Annotated in this window: 9 protein-coding genes and 1 tRNA gene; 3 read left to right on the top strand and 7 right to left on the bottom strand. The window is 50.2% G+C overall.

Annotated elements, in window-relative coordinates; genetic code table 11:
* The first annotated feature begins 216 nt into the window (after positions 1-216).
* From BQ17_RS03640 to BQ17_RS03635, 3 genes are all read left to right on the top strand, one after another.
* Positions 217-846 carry an RNA ligase family protein gene (locus BQ17_RS03640; protein ID WP_089724394.1) on the top strand — a complete coding sequence of 210 codons (630 nt, stop codon included), beginning with the start codon at positions 217-219 and terminating at the stop codon, positions 844-846.
* Positions 847-971: 125 nt separating this feature from the next.
* Positions 972-1,072: transfer RNA gene (locus BQ17_RS21390), tRNA-OTHER, on the top strand.
* Positions 1,073-1,154: 82 nt separating this feature from the next.
* Positions 1,155-2,720 carry an FMN-binding glutamate synthase family protein gene (locus BQ17_RS03635; protein ID WP_256091463.1) on the top strand — a complete coding sequence of 522 codons (1,566 nt, stop codon included), beginning with the start codon at positions 1,155-1,157 and terminating at the stop codon, positions 2,718-2,720.
* Between the two features lie 368 nt (positions 2,721-3,088).
* Here BQ17_RS03635 and BQ17_RS03630 read toward each other — a convergent pair whose 3' ends face one another.
* The 7 genes from BQ17_RS03630 to BQ17_RS03600 form a co-directional block, all read right to left on the bottom strand.
* Complete coding sequence (locus tag BQ17_RS03630; RefSeq protein WP_089724392.1) at positions 3,089-3,310, bottom strand: addiction module protein; 222 nt, start codon at positions 3,308-3,310, stop codon at positions 3,089-3,091.
* A gap of 114 nt (positions 3,311-3,424) precedes the next feature.
* A complete protein-coding gene (locus BQ17_RS21385; protein ID WP_176722275.1) occupies positions 3,425-3,607 on the bottom strand; it encodes a hypothetical protein in 183 nt (60 codons plus the stop codon).
* An 87-nt stretch (positions 3,608-3,694) separates the two neighbouring features.
* Complete coding sequence (locus BQ17_RS03620; protein WP_089724389.1) at positions 3,695-3,922, bottom strand: addiction module protein; 228 nt, start codon at positions 3,920-3,922, stop codon at positions 3,695-3,697.
* Between the two features lie 5 nt (positions 3,923-3,927).
* The gene (locus BQ17_RS23925; RefSeq protein ID WP_089724387.1) at positions 3,928-4,170 is read right to left on the bottom strand and encodes a type II toxin-antitoxin system Phd/YefM family antitoxin; all 243 of its coding nucleotides are present in this window, start codon (positions 4,168-4,170) and stop codon (positions 3,928-3,930) included.
* On the bottom strand, positions 4,167-4,463 hold the full coding sequence (locus BQ17_RS03610; protein WP_089724385.1) for a type II toxin-antitoxin system RelE family toxin: 297 nt from the start codon (positions 4,461-4,463) through the stop codon (positions 4,167-4,169). Before BQ17_RS03610 ends, BQ17_RS23925 begins: the two co-directional genes overlap by 4 nt.
* Before the next feature lie 323 nt (positions 4,464-4,786).
* On the bottom strand, positions 4,787-5,113 hold the full coding sequence (locus BQ17_RS03605; RefSeq protein WP_089724383.1) for a type II toxin-antitoxin system HicB family antitoxin: 327 nt from the start codon (positions 5,111-5,113) through the stop codon (positions 4,787-4,789).
* Complete coding sequence (locus BQ17_RS03600) at positions 5,103-5,357, bottom strand: toxin HicA (protein WP_089724381.1); 255 nt, start codon at positions 5,355-5,357, stop codon at positions 5,103-5,105. The genes BQ17_RS03605 and BQ17_RS03600 overlap by 11 nt, the downstream gene beginning before the upstream one ends.
* Between the last annotated feature and the right edge of the window lie 261 nt (positions 5,358-5,618).

The following is a 5,618-nucleotide window of genomic DNA, read 5'->3' as shown; positions in this document are numbered from 1 at the left end:
TATGCCCCCTCTCCCTCCGGGAGAGGGTTGGGGAGAGGGGATCAAAGGGATGAATCGCTCTACTTTTTCACTTATAAGTTTACCACTACCCTCTCCGAGAGAGGGCCGGGGAGAGGGGATCAAAAAAGAAACGGGGAGTGGTTAATGAACCGCTCTACCCTAACAACTTAAAAATTTACCACCACCGATTTTTCAAAGTGGCCGAGGGAAAACACCATGAAAGAGTATCACAAAATCCAGACAGTCTATAAAAGAGACCCTGCAACCAAACACAAAACCCTGATTGAAGGCGATTTTTCATTGCCTGAATTCGAGTTTCTCCAGCACAACAAATGGATCTTCACAGAAAAAGTGGATGGGACAAACGTGCGGGTAATATTCGATGGAGAAACCATTACATTCGGCGGTAAAACGGATCGAGCGCAAATTCCTGCGGTTCTCATAAATCGCTTGAATGAAAAATTCTTACCGCAAACAGATAATTTCAAAGAAATCTTCAATGGTAATAGCGTTTGCCTGTACGGTGAAGGCTATGGGGCAAAAGTCCAACCAGGTGGTGGTAAGTATCGTCAAGACCCGGATTTTGTCCTGTTTGATGTCAAAATAGACGAATGGTGGCTGCAACGGCGCGATGTCGAGGACATTGCGGAAAAATTAGGGACTGATACGGTTCCCATAATCGGAAAGGGAACCCTACATGAAATGGTCGAGATGGCAAAAGCCGGATTCAAATCTCAGTGGGGTGATTTTACGGCTGAAGGAATTGTCGCCAGACTCGCAATCGAGCTTAAAAGCAGGAATGGGGAAAGGATCATGACAAAAATAAAATACAAGGATTTCAATTAGGCACACGCAGAATAACAAATCATTTTATGGATTCCGGGCTGCCTTGGAGTGCACCGGCAAAGCGGCGCGACCGAATCGAACCTCAACGACGGGGGATACCAGCGGCGCTTGCCAAGAACCTGGGCACCGGACTCCACACACGCCGCGGCGACGGGTGTCCTTACTCTAGTTTACAGGTACCAGTGGGCGAAAGCCCGTGGAGGTTCAAGTCCTCTCCTCGGCACCAAATCGACTCCCTTCTCAGAATGGCTGTTCTGTAACGAATCATGAGTTGAATAAAAAATCCATGTAAACAAAGGGAGAAAACTATGACTATGCCATCCTATGATTTTGTGATGACCGGCCTGCAGCTTTTATCAACACTGTTTGTGTTTGCTGTCGGATTGGGGGTCCTGGCCGTCGTTGTTCTGTTTATCATCGACAGCATCCAGACCAAGGATGCTGTTCGTAAAAACTACCCGGTTCTTGGCCGTTTCCGTTACCTGTTCTCCATGCTGGGGGAGTTTTTCCGCCAGTATTTCTTTGCCATGGACAGGGAGGAAATGCCCTTTAACCGTGCGGAGCGCGAATGGGTGCACAGGGCCGCCCAAGATAAGGACAACACGGTTGCCTTTGGCTCCACTAAAAATCTGAATTCTCCCGGCACGGCTATTTTTGTGAACTGCCCGTTTCCAACGCTGGATGAGGATGCGGTTGAAATGCAACCCATGCAAATTGGCCCATATTGCAAGATACCCTATAACGCCCCTTCGTTTTTCAACATTTCAGGGATGAGTTACGGGGCCCTGTCCACTCCAGCCGTTCGGGCCTTGTCCAAAGGTGCGCATATGGCTGGATGCTGGATGAATACCGGCGAAGGCGGGCTGTCGCCTTACCATCTGGAAGGTGGGGCCGATATTGTCTTCCAGATCGGCACGGCTAAATATGGCGTGCGGGATGAAGCCGGAAATTTATCGGACGAAAAGCTGAAGGAAATTGCGGCCCATGAACAGGTACGTATGTTCGAACTTAAAATGAGTCAGGGCGCCAAACCCGGCAAAGGCGGTATCCTGCCCGGCATAAAAGTTACGCCGCAAATTGCAAAAATCCGCGGTATTCCGGAAGGCCAGGATTCGACTTCTCCCAACCGTCATCCTGAGATTAACAATCCCGGTGAGATACTCGACGTTATTAATCACGTTCGCGAAGTCACTGGCAAACCGGTTGGCTTTAAAACCGTGATTGGTAGCTTTGGCTGGATCGAGGAGATGTGTAAGGAAATTCATGCGCGCGGCATTGAAGCTGCGCCAGACTTCATAACGATTGATAGTGGTGACGGTGGAACGGGGGCCGCACCGATGCCGCTGATGGATAATGTCGGGCTGGTTGTGAAAGAATCACTGCCACTGGTATCCGATATCTTACATAAATACGGTTTGCGGGACCGAATCAGGCTTGTTTCTTCGGGAAAACTCATTACGCCCTCGGAAGTCGCATGGGCTATTGCGACAGGCGCGGATTTTGTGACATCGGCGCGCGGTTTTATGTTCTCTCTGGGTTGTATCCAGGCGCTGAAATGCAACAAAAACACCTGCCCAACGGGTATTACGACACATAACAAAAGGCTTCAAAAGGGCCTGAACCCTGAAGACAAGGCTATAAAAGTCGCAGCTTATTGCAAGAACATAGTGCATGAAGTGCAGATCATTTCTCATTCCTGCGGCGTAACAAGACCGAGGCTGATGGGCCGTAAACATGTGCGTATTGTGCAGGATAACGGCAAATCCGTTCCCATGGACGAACTGTATCCGCGACCGGACATTTTTCCCGAATACTCAAGACATCGCGGCCTCTTTGGCAGCGGATCAAAGAAACCAACATGCCGCTGGTGCTGATGGCGCCGGGACAAACCAATGCCTTGAGTTAAGCGTTACCGGTCAGCGAAAAAGAGGATCGTAGTGTCGGTCTACGCGATTGAGCCTGGCCCTTTTTCCTATTAGGCCCGATGCTGCCAGATTGCGGGATATCTACTGCCATGAAAGACAGACAAGACAACGATACGATGTGTTTCCACTCGAAAGTAGACGCTGAATGGGAATCGATAGGCAGTAACACGACGAATATCCTTATGAACCGTTGCAAAAGCTAGGGCTACGCACCGTTCGATTTCCGTTATGAATTCCACTCCGAGATTTTTCCGCTGAGCTTCGTATCGTGCTGCCGCCTCGATAAATTCAGCGCGAGCCGCGCGTAACCGAAAGACTCATCGCTTGATTCGGGCGAGAGCTGATGCCCTGACTTCGGGCCAGGGGATTACATCATCCGGGTTGGCATCATGTTCAGCGAGTCGTCGGTCAAGCTCCACCTTTTGAGCATCCGTCAAAGGTGGCACGGCATTCCGTTCAACAATGTTATCCCAGAGTGCTTCAACCAACTCAAGCTGTTCTTCTACGCTTAGTTGTCGAACTTGATCAAGGAGATGCATGTTCAGGCGTTTCCACTCAAAGCATTGCGTTGCGTTGGGGTTCGTTAACCTACGCGGGCTGAAATATTCGAGCCTGGCCCCTTTTTCCTATCCAGCCGCGGCGGTGGTCGAAATTCATACCTGAGAGCTGGTCTTCGCCACACAGGAAGGCACGAAAAGGATACCGATCGGAAACAGGCCACCGGCAAGGATCCACACGAACCAGAAGAGGATGGTGTAGATGCCACCGTCGCGCAGGTAGAAGGCGACCAGATCATAGCCCGCGTAGGTCGGGAAGGCCAGGGCGACGATTGTCACCCGGCACGGCATAGCCTACTTTGCGTCGGGTGACGGCGCGCCAATCACCGTAGCCGACGTGACCACCACAGACGCGCCTTACTCGACCTACGTGGCCTCGGGATGGAACTGATAGGACATTACCGTTGGGCCAAGCAGCGCGCTGCCGGATCGAACTTCCGCAAGGCGCCGATTAGCCTCATCAATCCATAGGCGCTGGATCTCGTCAGGTGGAGTGGAGTCCAGACTTTCCACAAGAAAATCAGCAAGTTCAGCCCGCTGCGCTGGAGCAAGCTGCAGCGCCTCCTGAGCGATCCGTTCCAGTGCCGCGTTCATGACTACTACTCGATATCTTCGAGTTTAGTAACCTTGCCCTGTCGGGCGTCCTGTTGGGAGCATTGAACGATCTTTCGGAATCGCGGATCGTTCAACAGACGATACTCAAGGTACTCGTCCTCAGTGGCAAAGCCCCTTATTACACCGACGGGTTTGCCGTGGTTTGTGATAATGATCTCTTCCTTTGCTGCTTTCCTCACGTACGAAGACAGATGGTCTTTCAGTTCGCTAAGTGCGGTAGTGATCATCGCGATTTCGCCCCATACTGATCGAGCCAGCTTTCTATGTTCTCTTTCGGAACAATCGCCAACACGACAACGGTCTCTGCTTCCACGTCGTAGAACACCCGATAGTCCTCCAGACGCAGGCGGTACTCGGGGTGATCCATGCCACGTAGCCGCTTGATTCGACTTCGGCTGACCTTGGTGGGCTCGTGGCGCAGATGCATTTCGAGCCCATCACGGACTACTGAGCGCCATCGAGCGGAGAGGCCCCGGTAGTGTCCCTTCGCCGTGTCCGTCAGGACAATTTCGTAACGCATTTATTCAGGATAGCAGGTATCTGGCCAGAATCAAGGCCAGATCACAGACCAGAGGGGAACCACTGATGTCTTCTGGGGAACGACCAGCCGTCCGCGGGAATGAAACAAGATAGGGGATCTTTTTTTCTACCGGCTTGGTGTAGGGGTTGCCCTAGTCCAGAGATAGGCGACGACGATCAAACAAAGTGGAACAAAGTGGGTGTCCTTTTGTTTCTCTCGGACGCCCACCAACTTTTCAGCCTCTTGGTTGGCGGTCACAATAAGCTTCGTGTTCCTCCACGCCGCCTTAAATTATTGGCTATTAGCTTAATTTCGATTGGCTATTAGCTTAATTTCGCACTCGCAAGGCGATTTAAACTTATACCATTTTCTGCTGCTTGAATTGCCAATTTTCTATAGACTTCTGGTGGTACTCTTATCATGAATTTAGCACTAACATGTTCGTTTGCTACTGGTTCTGGTATTTCTTCCCCATTAGCGATCATATCCGCGATTACTTCTGCGACTACTTTCCTTATTCCTTTCAATCCCGCCTCAGGGGTCGACGCTAACCAACTCAAACTAGGGAATTCCGCGCATAACCCAACATATTCTTGGTCTTCTTCGGACCAAGTTACATGGTATGTATAATGATCATCTTTAAGTGGCATTATTCACCTCTATTTTCTCTAAAGCCATTAAAACCTGTTTAACTTGATATAGTTTCGCTTTGCCTTTTTTATTCTGAATATTTACTCTAGGATCGCCTTGCCAAGGAGTTTTGTATACTTTATGATTTGTACCACTCTGTCTAGGTTTACCAAAATAGTGCTCACATACCTTACACAATTCATTGAACCGAATATTATTCGGTTCATTCCTCATTTTAAGAACGATATTTTCAATCCTTGACATTATTTGTCAGGTTCCATGTGATTATACAGCAAGAAGGAGCTATCACCTGCTCCAAACCAGAGAAGTTTATGCCTGCTCGCCGGGGAGTCGGAAAGCATCATGCTGCCAGTTTGGCTACAAACACCGCCCGCGCGGCCTGGATGCCACGCAGGTACTTAGCCTGACGCCGCGCGCAGAGATTCGCGAGCGAGGCCGGTGCACCGACCGCTGTTCCAAATTCCTTGAGAAAACGCTCGGCAAAGTCGATAAATCGCTCCCCGT

This window comes from Candidatus Thiosymbion oneisti (genome assembly GCF_900092655.1).
In the GTDB taxonomy this organism is placed as follows: Bacteria; Pseudomonadota; Gammaproteobacteria; order Chromatiales; family Chromatiaceae; genus Thiosymbion; species Thiosymbion oneisti.
The sequence above is the reverse complement of the archived record's forward strand: the minus strand, read 5'-3'. Positions and strand labels throughout refer to the sequence as shown.